Below are 19,374 nucleotides of genomic sequence, written 5' to 3' on the forward strand. Positions count from 1 at the left end.
TAGGAAACACCCCACCTATTGGACACCGCCTCAGCTCGGTGTAGTTCCAACTGGAGTGTTACCCAGTACACATAGTATGAAAAATCAAAACGAATCCAAAAAGTTGTAATTTTGATTAAAATGCAATAAATTTTAGCAAAATGCTGACAAGGAAAATCAAAATGAATGATACGGACAGCCAAATTCTCGGTTTGCTGCGTGATAATGCCCGAATGTCGATTACTGATATCGCCAATAAAGTGCGTGTTTCCCGCAACACGGTGCAAAAACGCATCGAATATTTGGAATCCAGTGGCATCATTACCGGCTATACCGTACGCTTGAAGCCTGGCAGTGAAAAAAACACCATCCGTGCTTGGATGAATATTATGGTGGAAGGCACCAAGACCAGTGCTGTGGTGAAAGAACTCAGAATTGATCCTGCGGTACACACGCTGCATACCACCAATGGCAAATGGGATTTATTGGTGGAGTTGAAGTCGGACAGTTTAGAAAGTTTTGATAAGACCCTTGAGCGGATTCGAACCATTTCAGGCATTTACAACACTGAAACCAGTATCTTGCTCTCGACCTACAAAGCCTAATCGCTCATAGCATAGTTCAACACGATGCACCAGCGGATCAAGAGGTGTGAAACTGATGAAAAAGCGATGTTGTGTGCGAAGGTTTAACCCAGATCAGCCAATTTTGACCCCGCGAGTTTAACCGTTTGATCATTTTTAAATGGCTCAACTCTTTTAAAGTCGTGCGTGGCTGTGTATAACAATTCACGTACAGAAAAGTAAAAGCATAGGCAAACTGTCTAAAAAAGCGTTAGACTATGCCACAATCAAAAATGCAAATTCCTGAGTGATTTGCAGATGAATAGAAAGGTGAAGATTGATGCCGCTCAATACCGTTGAAGAGCTTGTAGCAGATATCCGTGCAGGGAAAATGGTCATCCTGATGGATGATGAAGACCGTGAAAATGAAGGTGACTTGGTCATTGCAGCAACGCATGTCCGTCCAGAAGATATTAACTTCATGATTACGCATGCCCGCGGTTTAGTATGCCTCACTTTAAGTCGTGAGCGTTGTCAGCAATTGAATTTGCCTTTAATGGTAGATGCCAATGGTGCGCAGCACGCCACCAACTTCACCCTCTCGATTGAAGCAGCAGAAGGCATCACCACAGGTATTTCTGCGGCAGAACGTGCGCATACCATTCAAACTGCCGTCGCGGCACATGCCAAGCCAAGCGATATTGTACAGCCAGGGCATATCTTCCCCTTGATGGCACAACCAGGTGGTGTACTGCACCGTGCGGGACATACCGAAGCAGGCTGTGATCTTGCCCGTATTGCTGGTTTAGAACCCGCTTCTGTGATTTGTGAAATCATTAAAGAAGACGGCACCATGGCACGTCGTCCAGATTTAGAAATTTTTGCAGAAAAGCATGGTCTTAAAATAGGGACCATTGCCGACCTGATCCATTACCGCATGACCAATGAACAAACGGTTGAGCGTCTTGGTCAAGAAAGCATCGATACCGAATATGGCACATTTGAGCTCTATCGTTACCGTGAAATTGGTAATCCAGATATTCATTTGGCTTTGGTCAAAGGTGAGCCAAAAGACGGCATCACCACAGTTCGCGTGCATGGTTTCAATCCTACACGAGACTTGCTGAAACTCAATAAGCAAGATGGTGAACCTGCGTGGAACTTGGATCGTGCTTTAAAAGAAATTGCACAAAGTGATCGCGGCGTACTGGTGTGGATTGGTCAACGTCATTTGCAAGACCTCGGTCCTGCCCTCGACAGTCTGACTGCACCGAAGAAAACCAAATCCAGTGCAGCATTGTCACAGCAATACCAAACCATTGGTGTAGGCGCACAAATTTTACGTGATTTAGGTGTTGAAAAAATGAAGCTGCTCAGTTCGCCGCTACGTTTCAACGCATTATCAGGTTTTAATCTTGAAGTGGTGGAATATGTCACCGCTCAACAAACATTAACGAAATAATCGAGGTTGCTATGGCGATTCGCCGAATTGAAGGTTTATTACATCTCGCGAGCGAAGGCCGTTACGCGATTTTAGTTGGTCGTTTCAATAGCTTTGTCGTTGAACACTTACTCGAAGGTGCAATTGATACATTGAAACGTCATGGTGTATCAGAGGATAATATCACTGTTGTTCATGCACCAGGCGCATGGGAACTTCCAGTGGTTGCGAAAAAACTGGCAGCTTCTGATCGCTTTGATGCCATCATCGCGCTGGGCGCAGTGATTCGTGGTAGCACGCCTCACTTCGACTTTGTTGCAGGTGAATGTGCCAAAGGTCTAGGCGTTGTAGGCTTAGACACTGGCTTACCAGTAATTAATGGTGTATTGACTACGGACAGCATTGAACAAGCGATTGAACGCTCTGGAACAAAAGCAGGTAATAAAGGTAGCGAAGCTGCTCTTACTGCAATTGAAATGGTTAACTTGTTAAAGGCTATTTAAAGCATGTCGCAAACACTTCAAGCCGCTTATGCTGCAAAACGTAAAGCACGTCGTTTTGCTGTACAAGGCATTTATGAATGGCAAATGAGCCGCAACCCAGTGCATGAAATTGAAGCGCGTACCCGTGTTGAAAATGCCATGCATAAAGTGGACCTAAGCTATTATCATGAATTGCTGACTCAAGTGGTTGCCAATCATGACGCTTTGGATGCGCTTCTTATTCCTGTGCTAGATCGCCAAATCGAAGCCTTAGACGGTGTTGAACTTGCAACACTGCGTTTAGGTGCTTACGAATTGAAAGAACATCTTGAAATCCCATATCGCGTGGTTTTAGATGAAGCGATTGAGCTTGCAAAACACTTTGGCGGTGCAGACAGTCACAAATACATCAATGGTGTATTGGACCGTTTAGCCAACAGCCTTCGTGCAGCAGAAAAGCAACAAGCACAATAAGACGTATAGTAAGTAGTATGGCTGAGTTTTCTATTATTGAAACCTATTTTAATCGAGCGCATCAGCATTCGGTCGATTTAGGTGTCGGCGATGACTCAGCCTTGCTTACCCCTCCTCCGCAGCAACAATTGGTGATCTGTACCGATACCTTGATTGCGGGACGACATTTTCCTCTCGATACTCCTGCCCATGCCATTGGCTGGAAGTCTGTTGCGGTAAATCTTTCCGATATCGCAGCAATGGGTGCCAAACCGCATAGTATTTTATTGGCATTGAGCCTACCCCAAATTGATCATGACTGGCTAAAAGACTTTAGTCAGGGACTCTATGATTGCTGCGATCAATTTGGGGTGAGTTTAATCGGTGGTGATACCACGCAAAGCCCACATCTCACCATTTCTGTGACTGCTCTCGGCTGGATTGACACCAACCAAGCGGTAAAGCGCTCAGGTGCACAGTTGGGCGACTATGTCTGTGTCAGTGGTCAAGTCGGCGATGCCGCTTTTGGGCTGCAACATCCAGACCACCCTTTAAAACAACGCTTAGACTACCCGACCCCACGCTGCCAGCTCGGACAGCAACTGAAAGGTCTTGCCTCCGCCATGATTGATGTCTCGGATGGTCTGGCGCAAGATTTAGGACACATTCTTAAAGCGTCACAGGTCGGTGCCCACTTGCAACTTGAGCAACTACCGATTGACCCAAATGTGCAACAATTAACACAAGCACAACAATGGCAATACGCGCTCGCAGGTGGCGATGACTATGAGTTATGCTTTACAATAAGCCCGCAAAATTACCAACAGCTTTTGCAACAACAATTAGATGTAAAAATTACGGTAATTGGAACAATTACAAATTCAACTGGGCTTACATTTGAAAAAGATGGCAAAGATCATCCGCTTCAATTTCAAGGGTATCAACACTTTGCATAAACCTCCAATTCAGTTTAAACACATGTCTTGGTCGAACCGCTGTATCGTATTTTGCGGCGTCGGTTTTGGCTCAGGTTTATTACCCAAAGCACCAGGTACTTTTGGTTCAGCCTTTGCCCTGCTCTTTATTCCGCTGTGGTTGAATTTAGGCTTTCTCAACTCCATCTACGCCATCATTCTGATGTCACTCATCGGCATCTACATTTGCGGACAAACCGCCAAAGTGATGGGTGTACATGATGATGGGCGCATTGTCTGGGACGAGTTCGCGGGTCAATCAATTACAGTATTACCGTTGATCTACTTCGGACAAATGAGTTTGATCTCTGCATTAATTGGTTTTTTACTGTTCCGTCTATTTGATGTGTGGAAACCATGGCCAATTCGCGTGATTGACCGTCAAGTGCATGGTGGTTTCGGCATCATGCTGGATGACATTATTGCAGGGCTATGGGCAGCGCTCTGTATTTTTATATACCTCAATATTTCTCTGGCTTAAGGTCAGCATGTAAGGTGTGTTATGACAACTTCTGTGATTATTCTTGCTGCAGGTAAAGGAACACGTATGCGTTCCCAGCTACCCAAAGTTTTACAACCCTTAGCAGGACGCCCCTTACTTGGTCATGTGATTGACACAGCAAAACAACTCAATGCTGAACATATCATTACCATTTATGGACATGGCGGTGAACAAGTACAACAATATTTTAACCATGAACAAGTCCAATGGGTTGAACAAGCCGAGCAACTCGGTACAGGTCATGCGGTACAAATGACCTTGCCTGTGCTGCCACAAGACGGTATTTCCCTGATTTTATCGGGTGATGTCCCATGTATCACACCAGCGACCTTACAAAAATTACTGGATGCTTCACGTGGAACAGGCATTGGTTTGGTGACTTTAACCCTCGAAGATGCCACAGGCTATGGACGCATTGTGCGTGAAAATGGGCAAATTCAGGCAATTGTTGAACACAAAGATGCCAACGAGCAACAACGCCAGATTCAAGAAATCAACACGGGTATTTACTGTGTCAGCAATGCCAAACTGCATCAATGGTTGCCACAATTGAGCAACAACAATGCCCAAGGTGAATACTACCTGACTGACATCGTGGCGATGGCACTGGCAGATGGTCTTGAAGTGGCTTCAGTTAAACCTGAGATGGCATTTGAAGTTGAAGGCGTCAATGATCGTATTCAACTTGCAGCGCTTGAACGTCAATTTCAAAACTTCCAAGCCAAGCAACTCATGCAACAAGGTGTGCATTTGATTGATCCGAGCCGTTTTGATCTGCGTGGCACACTCAAAGTTGGGCAAGATGTACGTATCGACATTAACGTCATTATTGAAGGTGACTGCGAGTTCGGTGACCGTGTAGAAATTGGTGCAGGCTGTGTGATTAAGAACACCAAAATTGCCACAGGCACCAAAGTTCAACCCTACAGTTTATTTGATCAAGCCATTGTCGGTGAAGATACCCAAATTGGACCTTTTGCGCGCTTACGCCCAGGGGCAAAACTCGCCAATGAAGTGCATATCGGTAACTTTGTCGAAGTCAAAAACTCGAGTGTCGGTCTAGGCTCTAAAGCCAACCACTTTACCTATTTAGGCGATGCCGAAATTGGTGCAGGTTCTAATATTGGTGCAGGCACCATTACCTGTAACTATGATGGTGCCAACAAATTTAAAACCATCATTGGTGATGCTGCATTTATTGGTTCCAACAGTTCACTGGTTGCCCCTGTCCGCATTGGCAACGGCGCAACCGTTGGTGCAGGTTCCGTGATTACCCGCGATGTCGAAGATAATTGTTTAGCCATTGAACGCTCTAAACAACTGGTCAAAGAAAATTTTCAACGTCCACAAAAATTGAAGAAATAAGAGGATCGTCCTATGTGTGGTATTGTCGGTGGCGTTGCAGAACGTAGTATTACCAATATTCTCATTGAAGGTCTCAAGCGACTTGAATATCGTGGCTATGACTCAGCGGGTTTAGCCTTGGTTAACCATGACCAGATTTTACGTGAACGTCGTGTCGGTAAAGTCGCCAATCTAGAACAAGCCGTAAGTGAATCACAAATTGTCGGCAACCTAGGGATCGCGCATACCCGTTGGGCTACCCATGGTAAACCGACTGAAAATAATGCCCATCCGCATGTTTCAGGCGATGTTGCGGTGGTACATAACGGTATTATCGAAAACTACCAAGAGCTGAAAGATGATCTTGAAGCACTTGGTTATGTATTCACTTCACAAACCGATACTGAAGTGGTTGCGCACCTTGTACATGATGCATTGAAATCCACCTCGAGTTTGTTAGAAGCGGTACAAAGCGTAGTGCCGCAACTGAAAGGTGCTTATGCCCTCGGGATTATTCATACCGATTATCCGAATGAGTTAATCACTGTGCGTGAAGGCTCGCCTCTAGTGATTGGCGTCGGGATTGGTGAGAATTTCATTAGCTCGGATCAATTGGCATTGCTCCCTATTACCAACCGCTTTATCTACCTTGAAGAAGGCGATATCGCGCGCTTGACCCGTGACAAAATTGAAGTGTTTGTCAATGGGCAGTTGGTACAGCGTCCAGTCAAAGAGCTTGATGCCACCGTCAGCAATGCCTCTAAAGGTGAATTCAAGCATTACATGCTAAAGGAAATTTACGAGCAACCTGAAGCATTACAACAAACCATTTCGCAAGCACTGGATGGCAATGCTTTACGTGCTGATTTCCTGCAACAGGCCGAAGTAGATTTTGCCAATATCCAGCAAGTGCAAGTTCTGGCTTGTGGGACCAGTTACCATGCAGGCATGATTGCCAAATACTGGTTTGAACAACTGATTGATGTGCCTTGCCAGGTCGAAATTGCCAGCGAGTTCCGCTATCGCACCCCTGTGATTGTCAATAACACGCTTTACTTGTGCATTTCACAATCGGGTGAAACTGCGGATACTTTAGCGGCACTGCGCGATACCCAAAAACGTGCAGCAGCAAAGAATAGCAATATTGTGACCATGGCAATTTGTAATGTCGCAACATCCTCGATGATCCGTGAAACTAGCCATAGCTTACTCACTTTGGCAGGACCAGAAATTGGGGTGGCTTCAACCAAAGCCTTCACGACACAACTCGCTGCATTGATGTTGCTGATTCTGAAAATTGGTCAAATCAAACAAACCATTTCCGAGCATCAAATCCAAACGATTGCCGCAGAACTTTGGCACTTACCAAAAGTGATTCTGGATACGCTACAAAATAATCCAGCAATTCTGCACCTGTCTGAATTGTTTGTAGAAAAGCAGCACTGCTTGTTCTTGGGTCGTGGCACACACTTCCCGATTGCTCTAGAAGGTGCTCTCAAACTCAAGGAAATTTCCTACATCCATGCGGAAGGTTATGCTGCAGGTGAACTCAAACATGGTCCATTGGCCTTGGTTGATAATGATATGCCTGTAGTCATTCTGGCTCCGCAAGATGACATGCTGGATAAACTTAAATCCAATATGGAAGAAGTTCAGGCACGTGGTGGAGAACTGTTTGTCTTCGCAGATGAACACAGCGGCATTCAAAGCAAAGAACGTCAACATGTGGTGAGTGTACCAAGTATCAGTGCAACCCTAGCACCGATTGTGTATAGCGTGCCAGTGCAGTTACTCTCCTACCATGTCGCAGTCCTGCGCGGTACAGATGTAGACCAGCCGAGAAACTTGGCCAAAAGTGTTACCGTCGAATGATACCAAAGGCTCGAACATCGAGCCTTTTTTATAAAATGATTATGAGTGAAAGATATGACCTCTCTGACCTGTTTTAAAGCTTATGACATTCGAGGCAAACTCGGCACAGAATTAAATGAAGAGATTGCCTACAAGATTGGCCGCGCCTATGGGCAAATCTATCAACCAAAAACCGTGGTGATTGGCTGTGATATCCGTCTCAGCAGTGAAGGACTCAAGCAAGCCACTATTCAAGGTCTTACCGATGCAGGCGTGAATGTACTGGATTTAGGGATGACGGGTACGGAAGAGGTCTATTTCGGTGCCTTCCATCTTGATGTACAAGGCGGTATTGAAATTACGGCAAGCCACAATCCAATGGATTATAACGGCATGAAACTTGTGCGTGAAAATGCACGCCCAATTAGTGCCGACACGGGTTTAAAAGAGATTCAAGCACTGGCTGAATCTGGCGCATTTCAGACTATTGAGCATAAAGGTACAGTGCAAAGTTATGATATTTTGCCTGAATTTATCGACCATCTACTGACCTATATTCGTCCTGAAAAAATTCGTCCTTTGAAACTGGTGGTTAATGCAGGTAATGGTGCAGCAGGACATGTGATTGATGCACTAGAACAGAAATTCACTCAACTGCAAATTCCAGTCGAATTTATTAAAATTCACCATGAAGCCGATGGGACATTCCCAAATGGCATTCCTAATCCAATCTTGATCGAAAACCGTGACAGCACTCGTAATGCAGTACTGGAACATCAGGCGGATATGGGCATTGCTTGGGATGGCGATTTTGACCGCTGCTTCCTGTTTGATGAAAAAGGGCAATTTATTGAAGGCTATTATATTGTCGGTTTATTGGCACAGGCCTTTTTGTTAAAGCAAGCCAATGAAAAAATTGTACATGACCCACGTTTGGTCTGGAATACCTTAGATATTGTCGATCAGTATCGAGGGATTACCGTACAATCTAAATCTGGTCATGCCTTTATTAAAGATGTTATGCGCGAGCATAATGCGGTCTATGGCGGAGAAATGAGTGCACACCACTATTTCCGTGATTTCGCCTATTGTGATAGCGGTATGATTCCATGGTTGCTTGCGATTAGCGTACTTTCTGAAACTGGACAATCTCTATCTAGCTTGGTTGAAGATATGATCACCAAGTTCCCATGTAGTGGTGAAATCAATTTTAAGGTTGCAGATACCCAAGCCACCATTCAAAAACTGTTTGACCATTTCGCAGATCAAAATCCTAAGATTGACCGCACCGATGGGGTGAGCTTAGATTTTGGAACTTGGCGTTTTAACGTCCGTGCATCCAACACAGAACCTTTACTGCGCTTAAATATTGAAAGCCGTTTGGATCAGAATCCTGAGCCAATGCAAACATACGTAAATGAATTGACCCAGTTGATTCAGATGTAGTTTGATTTGAACGGGGACATATTTGTCCTCGTTCCCACCTGATTAGAAAACTCACATGAAAAGATATGAAACCCTTGATTGGTTAAGAGGGATCACCGCCTGCGCCATCATGATTTACCACCTGATCAGCTGGACGCTTTGGCATCCTCAAGCTGGTAGTCTTTTAGGAAATCTAGGTATTTATGGTGTTTCAATATTTTTCGTGCTATCTGGGCTAAGCATGGGAATTGTATATAATCATTTCATATGCAATTTTAAATCTTCTTTTATTTTTTTTATTCGGCGCTTATTTAGATTACTCCCCCTTCTCTGGGTTGTTATTGTCATTGTTAGCCTTGATCAATTCTATCTCACCCACTATTTTGATTTATCTAAATTCATATTAAACATAACACTATTATATGGATTTTTAGCACCGAGTGAATATATAAATGTGGGTGCATGGAGCATAGGCAATGAATGTGTTTACTATGCTTTCACACCCATACTGATTATGCTTTACAATAAACGAAAATTATTCGGTAATTTAGCCCTCTTAGGAGCTATCATAATCGGAATATATTTCGCATTTTTCACCCTTGATCACCATTTAACTCTCGCACAGCAATGGAAAGCCTATATCAACCCATTTAATAATTTATTTTTATATTTTAGTGGCTTAGCTATATATTACAATTTTCATGAATTGACAATGAAACGTATTGCACCTCTACTGATTTTCATATCAATTTGTATCTTATGGTTTTACCCTGTTAACGGAGATCAAATTCAAATAGTCACAAATTTAAATCGAATTATTTTTTCTATTGCCGCAGTAACCTTAACTCTTGGTTTTTATAAGCTAGAAGTAACTACAATTCAATTAATTTTCTCCAAATTTTTATCAAACCTTGGTGAAGCAACTTATGGTATCTATCTCATACATCCCGTTATTTTTCTATATATAACTCGTTTTTTTAATTTAGCTGCTTATTTAAATATATTGCTCACGATTATTTTAACCATCTTAATTTCAAATCTTCTTTATTATTTCTATGAGAAGCCTTTTATCAAAATCGGTAAAAGGCTTACTACACGATCAATAACTTAGACTGCAGTTATTGATCATACCCTTGCGGATTCTGCTTCTGCCAGTTCCAACTGTCAGCCAGCATATCTTCCAAACCATATTGCGGTTGCCAGTTCAATTCTGTCACTGCGCGAGTATTATCTGCAAATGAAGTCGCAACATCCCCCGCACGTCGTGGTGCAAATTCAAAAGCAATCTCAATCCCATTGACTTGCTCAAAGGTATTTTTAATTTGCAAAACTGAGGCACCTTGCCCCGTACCAATATTCCATGCACGACAACCCGTAGCGGCTAAACGGTTATTCAGCGCACATAAATGCGCATTGGCTAGATCAACCACATGAATATAATCACGAACACCCGTACCATCAACGGTATCGTAATCTTGACCAAAAATAGCCAGTTTTTTACGACGCCCTACAGCGACTTGTGTCACATAAGGCATTAAGTTATTTGGAATTCCTTGTGGATCTTCACCAATTTGACCACTTTTATGTGCTCCAACAGGGTTAAAGTAACGCAACAAAGCAATCGACCAACGAGCATCTGCAAGACTGAGTTTTTGCAGCATCTGCTCAACGATCAGTTTGGTATAACCGTAATTATTCGAAGGCATACCTGTCGGCATATCTTCATTGAGTGGAGAAACATTCGCTTCATCATAGACAGTCGCAGAAGAACTAAACACCAGCTTAAATACACCAGCACGTTCCATGGCTTTGACTAAATTTAGACTCCCCGAAATGTTATTATCAAAATAAGTCAAAGGAATCTGCTGGCTTTCACCCACCGCTTTCAAACCAGCGAAATGAATCACTGCATCAATTGTATGCTGCGAAAAAAGATGATCTAGTGTTTCACCATCTCGAATATCCCCTTCAATAAAATCAAGAGATTTACCTGCCAGCGCTTGCACTCGAGCCAAAGATTCTACTGAACTATTCGAGAGATTATCTAACACAACAACGTCATGACCAGCCGTTAATAACTCAACACAGGTATGTGAGCCAATGTAACCTGCGCCACCTGTGACTAAAATTTTAGCCATATTTTTTTCCTTGCAAAACTTTCAGTAAGCCCTAAATTAAGCTATCAAATGAATCCTGTAATATCGATATTATAGTCATCAAGCCAATCTATATAATTTAGTTGATTATAACTTGATTACCCCGTTTATACCCATCGACATAATGCTCAAGTTGAGTCAATAACCAATCAATATCTGGTTTTGCTGCATCCATTTGATTTATTTTATCAAAGACTATTTGTATTTCTTGTAAAGGATAATCCTTTTCAAAGGAACGACGAATCCGCGTATGCTCTGTATACTCTGTATTCTCTTGGTCAATCAACAGTTCCTCATACAGCTTCTCTCCTGGACGTAAGCCACTGTAGGCGATCTCAATATCACCACTCAACGACCCAGTTTCTCGCACAGTACAACCACTGAGTTTAATCATTTGTCGTGCCAAATTCTGAATGCATACAGGTTCCCCCATATCCAATAAGAAGATTTCTCCACCTTGCCCCAGTGCACCCGCCTGAATCACCAATTGTGAGGCTTCAGGAATTGTCATAAAGTAACGCGTCACCTCTGGATGAGTCACCGTGATGGGACCACCATTGGCAATTTGCTGTTTGAACAAAGGGACGACTGAACCTGATGACCCTAAAACATTACCAAATCGAACAATACTGATACGTGTATTTTGCTGTATTGCAGCAACAGATTGACAATATAGCTCTGCCAGTCGTTTAGAAGCCCCCATCACATTGGTAGGTCGAACCGCTTTATCTGTCGAAATTAATACAAATGTTTCCACCCCTTTTTTAACAGCTGCATTGAGACTACATGCCGTACCAATTGCATTATTTTTCAGTCCATCCAGCGGATTACATTCGACTAATGGTACATGCTTGTATGCAGCTGCATGATAAACCGTTTGAACACCATACCGTTCAATCTCATACTCTAATTTGGCTTGATCCCGCACAGAACCCAAAACAGGAATGATGGTCACATCACTACTTGAATGTAATTCTTGGTCAATGTTATACAACGAGAATTCGTTCAGTTCATAAATAATTAGCGCTTTCGGCCTATTCTTGACAATTTGACGACATAATTCAGAGCCTATAGAGCCACCTGCACCAGTCACCATCACAATTTTATTTTCAATATTCTTGGTCAATAAGTGTTCAATCGGGGGAACAGGATCACGCCCTAACAAGTCAATAATATCGACTTCCTGAATATCTGAAATTTTAATTTCACCATGAACCAACTGGGTCAAACCCGGTAGTGCAGTAATTTTTAAACAACAAGGCTCAAGCTCATGGATAATCTCTGCTTTTCTTACACGTCCCACAGAAGGAAGTGCCAATAAAATTTCATCTATTCGGTCTTTCTTAAGCCGCTGTAATGCTTTGTCCACTGGATAAACGGGTATACTGCCAATAATTCTTCCTTGTAAGGATGGATCATCATCAATAAAGAATATAGGTAGATACTGACCTGAACATTTAAGTGCCGCCTCAATTTGCTGACCAGCTGCACCTGCACCATAAATTGCAACTCTGTGACGACCAATTTCAGCACAATATGAGGCTCTGACTAAAAAACGTATATATACCCTACTCAACCAAACCCATGTAAACATCAGAAATCCGAATATAAATGGGACAGACATCGGTACAAATGTTGCTGTACTTGAACGCAGTACATATAAGGCGATCATCGTCATTGCGACAGCAAGTGCTAACTTCAATATCAGGATTTCTTCAAAAGTATGGACAATAAAACGATAAACGCCTGTGATCATCAAACTTAAGACCGCAATAAAACTGATCAAGAGAATGCCATAGGTCGCATCTGAAATAATTGGCGTTTCAGGATCAAACAAACGAATGACATAGCACAACCATAAAATTACAGGGAAAGCCAATAAGTCTAAAAAACTTAGGAAAATTTGCTTATATATTCTTGGTTGTGCAGCAAATTGATGGATTATATTTTTCACAATGATGATCCCCTTTACAGGATTGCATCTTTATGCCCATTTTTATATCAATAAAAATGCATGTTGAAATGGTATAGCCTCAATCGTCTGCTCAATCTTCTTAATCGTATTCACAGTTTTTACAGGACTCTCTTCACTTAAGGGAGCTATCTGCCAAGAACCTTAAATTTGTTTCACTTAGAAATTGAGCATTCACTAAATGCACTTTAAGTCTCAACGTAAACCTTCTCGATCAAGCAAACGCATGACATAGCACAACTATAAAGCCATCATAAAGGCCGATAAATCCCCAAAAATTGGTAAAATTGATAAATTTATATTTGTTTTTAATTAAATTGAGATACTCATCAAAATAAATCATTATTTTATTAAATTAATCAGATATTAATGATAAAGGATGATAAATAACAACTTTAAAAAATTACAATCAGAACAACCACTCACTGGCTAAAACTTTTATTCTAAAGTCTCGGATTAAACAGCTGGCTGAAACGGTCTTCAATGCAGAAATTGAAAAATATCTGGAAGTAAATCCTAAACCAATCAATTATAGAAAGGGCTATTCTCGCAAGATCAAAAAGGGTTTCGGTTCAATTAAACAGGAATCCCAATAAAATCGGATAAGTCATTCTGAGCTTCAACCCATTAAAAAAAGAACAAACCAAATAATCTAATGAAGTCGGCAGTAAATTCATTTTCCTATTTATATCCGACAAGCTATCGGAATATTTAGAAGCATATTGCCAGTATATATGGGTAATCCCACTACAATAAAATTGCCCCTAGGCAGTATTTTCGACAGCAAATCTTTCTAAATTCTTAAAATATTTTTGTTGAAATGCTGTCAGACTTAATCCGCTATTTACAGCGTATTGTCTGATTCGGTTGTAGTAAATCTCAATATATTCAAACTAGACATGATTGGTTCGTTTGCTAGTAGAAATACACTGCCATGTACCACATAGACTCTTGTCTTGATATATGAAAGAAGCTTTCAGTTACTGCTTCCCCAGCAGTTTCTACGCCTAAATATGATTTTAATTCAGTTGTTTGTGTAATAACATTCTAAAATCAAAATACAGTATCGTGAACCTAAGAAGCTCTGCTACGCAAGGTCATAAACATAATATCTGATAGATTGTCCTAGCAGAGCATTGCATAGAAAAATACATCACATACCAATTGACAGTTTATGTGAGGGCTAGTTTTCCAACCACGAATACGAAGACTAAATTAATTTAATAACACAAATTAGTACTATTATCCTTCTTTAATCCAAATATAGGCCATGTTTACTGTCTAAATAGTAACGGAAACTGAATAATTGCAAATCAGTAATCTCTAAAATTTACATTATTTTTAAAAGGGCGATGTATCCAATCTTTTGTCGAGAATCACCTTAATTGGTTTAGTTATGTATTGCATTCATCATCTGTATAACCTGCTGAATAGCATTCACAGTTTTTGTCAGACTCTCTTCTGTTAAGGTCGGATGTACCAAAAACATTAAACTGGTTTCACCTAATTGTTGAGCGTTCACTAAGCGTGTTTTGGGTCTCCAAATAGTACCTTCAAATGCTTTTTCTAAATAAACTTCTGAACAAGAGCCAATAAAGCATGGCACACCTTGTGCATTTATTTCATTCAAAATACGGTCACGGGACCAACCTACGGGTAATTGTTCAGTATTCACCTGTACATAGCACTTATAATTGGCATGTATATAATCTTGGTTTGGATAATTTACAGAAAAATAAGGGCTATTTCGAAATACAGCCAATATACGCTGCGCATTTTGTGTACGTTTTTTTGTCCATATTGGCATTTTTTCCAGTTGCATACGCCCGAGCACAGCCTGCATTTCCATCATGCGCCAATTGGTTCCAAAAGAGTCATGTACCCAATGGAAACCAGGTGGGTGTTGTTTATGGTAAATGCTGTCATAATTTTTACCATGGTCTTTATAAGACCACATTTTTTTCCATAAGCTCTCGTTATTGGTGGTGACCATCCCGCCTTCACCACCAGTGCTCATAATTTTGTCCTGACAAAACGACCATGCCCCAATATGACCAATCGAACCCGCTGATTTTCCTTTATATTGTGCACCATGTGCTTGAGCACAATCTTCAATAACAAATAAACCTTTTTCTTCCGCCAACTGCATGATTGGATCCATATCACACATCCAACCCGCTAAATGTACGCAAATAATCGCTTTGGTATTCGGGGTTAATACCGCTTCAATAGTCTTTCTAGAGATATTTTGAGAATCCAACTCAACATCTGCAAAAATAGGATTAGCACCCGCTGTGACAATACAGCTGGCAGATGCAAGAAATGTCCTTGACGTAACAATTACATCATCACCAGTACCAATATTTAAAGCTTTTAAAGCAACATCAAGTGCTACCGTACCATTCGCTAGTGCTACGGCATATTTGGTTTGGGAAAATTGAGCAAATTCTTTCTCAAATTCACGACATTCTTGTCCAGTCCAATAATTCACTTTATTTGAAAGAAGCAGTTCTTTAACAGCATCTGCTTCTTCTACTGTGAAGCTTGGCCATGGCTCCAATGTAGTATTTAGCATCTTTTTTTCCCTAAATATAATCTTGGGAATTGATATTCGGTGTGGTATCTACAGGGCATACTGCATCAATAAACTCAGCTACATGAGGTAGAGCATCAAATTCATGCTTGAGAATTGCTATATCGTATACATCATGCCATTCTCCCTTACGGAAAACCGCTTCACGTTGTCGACCTTCAATCCTCCAACCGCATTTTTTAACATAAGCCCCCATACTTGGCCCATTGAAGTCTAAAACTGGACCATATAAACGTCTGAGTCCGACATTGTAAAATGCCCATGCCATGGTTAACATAATAACTTCTGTACCAAAGCCTTTTTTATTTTTTTCTGGTAAGATTTTTATTGGCATATTAGCTGATTGATTATGCCAATCAATATCCCACAACCCGGTGATACCAATTGCTTCATTCGTTTCATTATCTACAATAACTAAGCGATAATTTGAACTATTTGTATTTGACTGAATCCAATTATTTTGGGAAAACAGAGATACAGGAAAGGACCATCCAGTTACATTTCCAGCCACCACTGAATCATTAATCAATTTTTGCAATAAAATATCATCGTGCAACTCAATTGGTCTAAGAGACACATTTTTAGATTTAATCATGAGATGACCTCCCATTTGGTTTCCGATAAAGCGGAAAGTATTCTGTTAACTGTCCAGCTCTGCCATTTTTATTTAATAATTTGATATAAATATCAGAGTTCACGACAATACGATGCGTTTTAAATAAATGCTCATTCGAACTGAATCCTTTTTTATATTCATATAATGAGTCTAGACACGCTCCTAAACCTCCGCCAAGATGCAAGATGGTGTATTGATTTTCACGGCCCCAAGCTCTTGCAATATGTGTAATCAGCTTAGCAGGTTGTAAATTTCGATAATCATCTAGAGTACCACCTAAATAATATTGAATAATTCCACTTTCTTTACAATAGGTATAGATTGAAGCAGCAATTGGTATTTCCTTATGATAAGCTGTAATTAATAGAATTCTTCCTTTTAGATTTTCTGCCAACTGTATAAAATATGAATCATCAAAAAAATAAAATTCCGATGCATTTAGATGCTGCATGGTTTCAGTATAAATTTTATAAAAAATCAAAGCATTACTTTCATTTAAATCTTCTATTTTTGTATATATAGATTGTTTTAATGCCTTTTTAATACCTCGTTGATGTCTAATTTGGGTTTCAGTCCAATGTTCTTCTTCTGTTTTACTCAAATCTGAAGATAATGTTGGTCCATGCTCAACAATAATACCCAGTTTACTGTTCCACTCAATATTTAATATGGGGTGTAATCGAATAAACCAAGAAACACAATTTTGCTCCTTTAAAAATTTAATTGCATTTTTCAATAACTGATCAATCTCTTGGTTTGTTAATATACTATCCCCTAATGGACCACCATAACCATATGTAGAAGTTGCATCCCAAAATATGCCATCTATTTCCCTGATAATTAGCGGAAAAAGCAACTCATTATTATCAGACTGAATAATTAACCCTTTCGCCTGACCGCCATCTATGAGTGCTGAAGATTTAAGCCATCCACTTAAATGATATATATCAAAATTAAATTTCTTTACTGCATTATCCCATTCATCATCAACATCTACTAAAGAACATTTCACATTAGAATTCATTTTAATCACCTTGTTTATTGCCTGTAAATTTAGGCATAGAGTGACCTGATTCATCATTTACATTTTCTTTAATTAAAACAACTTTAATTGTTTTCAGCATAATTTTAAAATCCAACCAAACTGATTGATTTTCAACATACCAAATATCGAGTTTAAATTTTTCCTCCCAACTAATTGCATTACGTCCATTCACTTGTACATGACCTGTCATGCCAGGGCGCACATCATTCCGCTTGGCTTGTTCTGCATTATAAAGTGGTAAATATTCCATCAGTAAAGGACGCGGACCTACAATACTCATATCACCTTTAATCACATTCCATAATTCAGGCATTTCATCCAAACTTGTAGCACGCAGTTTTTTACCAAAAGGAGTTAAACGTTCAATATCTGGTAAAGGATTGCCTTGTGCATCCAAAGCATCCTTCATGGTGCGGAACTTAATCATCTCAAATGGCGTGCCATTAAGTCCTGGTCGTACTTGACGGAACAAGACAGGTGATCCCAAGTTTTTTTTCACCTTATATGCAACATAAATATACAAGGGTGAAAGTAGAACTAAGGCACCTGAAGCAATCACAATATCAAGGAGGCGTTTTATCATTTTCAGACTCCTAAAATATTTTGTAGTCGTTGATTTACTTTTTCAGCATCAAACTTATCGACTGCGATTTTGTAGCTTTCATCTCCCATACAACGAATCTGTTTAGGATTTTCAATAAAATAAATCATATATTCAGCCAAAGTTTTGGAATCCCACTTTGGAATAATGAAACCATTGCGATTTTGAATTACAGTTTCTCGGCAACCTGGAACATCTGTAGTAATAATTGCACGACCTATTGCCATTGCTTCTTGTGTACTACGAGGTACACCCTCACGATAAGAGGGCAATACAAATACATGACTATTCACGATCCAGTCTTTTACATTATTCACCTGACCTTGATACTCAACAACACATGAAGCAATCAAATCATCTAATTCTTCTTGTTGTAGTGCTCCAATATTAAAAGTATCTATTTGTCCAAGAATCGTAAACTGTGTTTTAGGATATTGTTTTTTCACCAATTTAGCGGCTTGAACAAACTCATGTATTCCTTTTTCTTTAAGCAATCGACCAATAAATAAAAATTTAATCGGAAGGGAAATATCTTCAACAGGTTGATATGAATATTCTTGTAAATTTAAGCCTATTCCACCGAGGATCACTACTTTTTTTACTTTTATAGAATATGTTTCCAATAAATCTTTTGGATCATCTGGATTTAAGAAAACAAGTTTATCCAGCATTGGCAATGCGATTTTGTAGAGAAAAACCTGAATGTATCGGATAAATTTAGTTTTATGGCTTAGGCCTTCTGGCTGCTCTGTAAAAGTGTAACCTAGACCCTCAAGCATACCGATTACACGAGGTACTTTTGCGAGTTTCGCAGCTAGAGTCCCAAAAATGACTGGCTTAGAAAAATATGAAAAGACCACATCAGGACTTATATTCTTTATTTTTTTTAAAAGTTGATAAGTCGCAACAATATCAGCCAGTGGATTTAAACCACCACGGTTTAAAGTATATGTAACAGGAATGGCACCTAGTTGTTCTATTTTATTTACATCTTCTGTATTGTATTGAGATATAAAAGCATAGATTTGATGTCCCTGCTTTAAGAGGCTACGGATTAAATCTGCACGAAAATCATAAATGCTAGATGCTATCGTGCCAATAAACACTATCGTACTCATAATTTTCAGCTTTTTTAGTTTTTTTAAAAATTATTCTTTCCTTAATTAAGTGACAAAAATAGAACTTTTTCCTAAAAACATGTTCTGATTGTCTCTTTTGCATCTTTAATTAAAATACTTTTTTTGAGCTGTGTCTTTTAATTAATTATCCATTTTGTTGCAAAAAGTTTAAAAAAAATAAAGTTCAGCCATGTAACAAAAATTGAAATATGACTTAGCCAAAAAGTCTATCTAAATTCTGTAAATTGATTCAGAATAG

Annotated in this window: 17 protein-coding genes; 10 read left to right on the top strand and 7 right to left on the bottom strand. The window is 40.1% G+C overall.

Going from position 1 to position 19,374, the window contains the following annotated elements:
• Positions 1 to 161: 161 nt before the first annotated feature.
• From MKI85_RS08155 to MKI85_RS08200, 10 genes are all read left to right on the top strand, one after another.
• Complete coding sequence (locus MKI85_RS08155; protein ID WP_100242299.1) at positions 162 to 584, top strand: Lrp/AsnC family transcriptional regulator; 423 nt, start codon at positions 162 to 164, stop codon at positions 582 to 584.
• Positions 585 to 882: 298 nt separating this feature from the next.
• On the top strand, positions 883 to 2,004 hold the full coding sequence (gene ribBA / locus MKI85_RS08160) for a bifunctional 3,4-dihydroxy-2-butanone-4-phosphate synthase/GTP cyclohydrolase II (RefSeq protein WP_241626692.1): 1,122 nt from the start codon (positions 883 to 885) through the stop codon (positions 2,002 to 2,004).
• 11 nt (positions 2,005 to 2,015) lie between these two features.
• Complete coding sequence (gene ribH / locus MKI85_RS08165) at positions 2,016 to 2,486, top strand: 6,7-dimethyl-8-ribityllumazine synthase (RefSeq protein ID WP_016165653.1); 471 nt, start codon at positions 2,016 to 2,018, stop codon at positions 2,484 to 2,486.
• A gap of 3 nt (positions 2,487 to 2,489) precedes the next feature.
• Positions 2,490 to 2,939 carry a transcription antitermination factor NusB gene (gene nusB, locus MKI85_RS08170; RefSeq protein ID WP_116762674.1) on the top strand — a complete coding sequence of 150 codons (450 nt, stop codon included), beginning with the start codon at positions 2,490 to 2,492 and terminating at the stop codon, positions 2,937 to 2,939.
• A 17-nt stretch (positions 2,940 to 2,956) separates the two neighbouring features.
• Positions 2,957 to 3,874: a thiamine-phosphate kinase gene (thiL, locus tag MKI85_RS08175; protein ID WP_241626694.1), complete on the top strand. Its 918-nt coding sequence runs from the start codon at positions 2,957 to 2,959 to the stop codon at positions 3,872 to 3,874.
• Positions 3,825 to 4,373 (top strand): phosphatidylglycerophosphatase A family protein, encoded by a 549-nt coding sequence (locus MKI85_RS08180; RefSeq protein WP_241626696.1) that lies wholly within the window; start codon positions 3,825 to 3,827, stop codon positions 4,371 to 4,373. The genes thiL and MKI85_RS08180 overlap by 50 nt, the downstream gene beginning before the upstream one ends.
• Positions 4,374 to 4,394: 21 nt before the next feature.
• Positions 4,395 to 5,759 carry a bifunctional UDP-N-acetylglucosamine diphosphorylase/glucosamine-1-phosphate N-acetyltransferase GlmU gene (glmU, locus tag MKI85_RS08185; protein WP_241626698.1) on the top strand — a complete coding sequence of 455 codons (1,365 nt, stop codon included), beginning with the start codon at positions 4,395 to 4,397 and terminating at the stop codon, positions 5,757 to 5,759.
• 12 nt (positions 5,760 to 5,771) lie between these two features.
• Positions 5,772 to 7,610, top strand: a complete 1,839-nt coding sequence (gene glmS / locus MKI85_RS08190; RefSeq protein WP_241626700.1) for a glutamine--fructose-6-phosphate transaminase (isomerizing) — start codon at positions 5,772 to 5,774, stop codon at positions 7,608 to 7,610.
• 54 nt (positions 7,611 to 7,664) lie between these two features.
• Positions 7,665 to 9,035, top strand: a complete 1,371-nt coding sequence (locus tag MKI85_RS08195; protein WP_241626702.1) for a phosphohexomutase domain-containing protein — start codon at positions 7,665 to 7,667, stop codon at positions 9,033 to 9,035.
• A 55-nt stretch (positions 9,036 to 9,090) separates the two neighbouring features.
• Entirely contained in the window at positions 9,091 to 10,125 is a 1,035-nt protein-coding gene (locus MKI85_RS08200; RefSeq protein WP_241626704.1) for an acyltransferase family protein, read from the top strand.
• Between the two features lie 7 nt (positions 10,126 to 10,132).
• Here the strand turns inward: MKI85_RS08200 and galE are convergent, their stop codons facing one another.
• The 7 genes from galE to MKI85_RS08235 form a co-directional block, all read right to left on the bottom strand.
• Positions 10,133 to 11,152, bottom strand: coding sequence for a UDP-glucose 4-epimerase GalE (galE, locus tag MKI85_RS08205; RefSeq protein ID WP_241626706.1), 1,020 nt, complete (start codon positions 11,150 to 11,152; stop codon positions 10,133 to 10,135).
• 97 nt (positions 11,153 to 11,249) lie between these two features.
• Entirely contained in the window at positions 11,250 to 13,124 is a 1,875-nt protein-coding gene (locus MKI85_RS08210) for a polysaccharide biosynthesis protein (protein ID WP_241626708.1), read from the bottom strand.
• Positions 13,125 to 14,532: 1,408 nt separating this feature from the next.
• Entirely contained in the window at positions 14,533 to 15,717 is a 1,185-nt protein-coding gene (locus MKI85_RS08215) for a DegT/DnrJ/EryC1/StrS family aminotransferase (protein WP_241626710.1), read from the bottom strand.
• 10 nt (positions 15,718 to 15,727) lie between these two features.
• Positions 15,728 to 16,330, bottom strand: a complete 603-nt coding sequence (locus MKI85_RS08220) for a GNAT family N-acetyltransferase (protein ID WP_241626712.1) — start codon at positions 16,328 to 16,330, stop codon at positions 15,728 to 15,730.
• Positions 16,323 to 17,375, bottom strand: coding sequence for a GNAT family N-acetyltransferase (locus MKI85_RS08225; protein WP_241626714.1), 1,053 nt, complete (start codon positions 17,373 to 17,375; stop codon positions 16,323 to 16,325). Before MKI85_RS08225 ends, MKI85_RS08220 begins: the two co-directional genes overlap by 8 nt.
• 1 nt (position 17,376) lies before the next feature.
• Positions 17,377 to 17,979, bottom strand: a complete 603-nt coding sequence (locus MKI85_RS08230) for a sugar transferase (RefSeq protein WP_241626716.1) — start codon at positions 17,977 to 17,979, stop codon at positions 17,377 to 17,379.
• 2 nt (positions 17,980 to 17,981) lie between these two features.
• Entirely contained in the window at positions 17,982 to 19,115 is a 1,134-nt protein-coding gene (locus tag MKI85_RS08235; RefSeq protein ID WP_241626718.1) for a glycosyltransferase family 4 protein, read from the bottom strand.
• Between the last annotated feature and the right edge of the window lie 259 nt (positions 19,116 to 19,374).

Origin of the sequence: Acinetobacter zhairuonensis (assembly GCF_022601715.1) — a bacterium.
Taxonomy (GTDB): Bacteria; Pseudomonadota; Gammaproteobacteria; order Pseudomonadales; family Moraxellaceae; genus Acinetobacter.